Source organism: Mesorhizobium sp. M1A.T.Ca.IN.004.03.1.1 (genome assembly GCF_003997555.1).
Classification (GTDB): domain Bacteria; phylum Pseudomonadota; class Alphaproteobacteria; order Rhizobiales; family Rhizobiaceae; genus Mesorhizobium.
On the sequence record NZ_RZTV01000878.1, the window covers coordinates 1 to 245 of the forward strand.

General features: G+C 66.5%; 1 protein-coding gene. It reads right to left on the minus strand.

From position 1 onward, the window contains the following. Positions 1-245, minus strand: a 245-nt coding sequence (locus EOD29_RS36400; protein WP_206520614.1) for a hypothetical protein, incomplete at both ends; no start/stop codon positions are given.

Genomic DNA, 245 nt, shown 5'->3' on the forward strand with positions numbered 1-245 from the left:
AGTTGGAGCGGAGCACGGCGTTCGGATCGCCGCTCGCGCCCTGCTGCCTCTCCGGCCGCCGATCCGTAATGGTCGTGCCGACCAGGACGCCGGCCTGCGTATCCCGCGCTATGTCGCCCATGAAAACCTTGGTGTACGCGTTGTGCAGGGCATCCTGGGGCGCAGTGGATTCGGCCCAGACGTAGAGATCGGGCGGTGGCACAGTCCGCGCCGCCTGCCGGGTCAGATCGATGAAGGTCTGATAC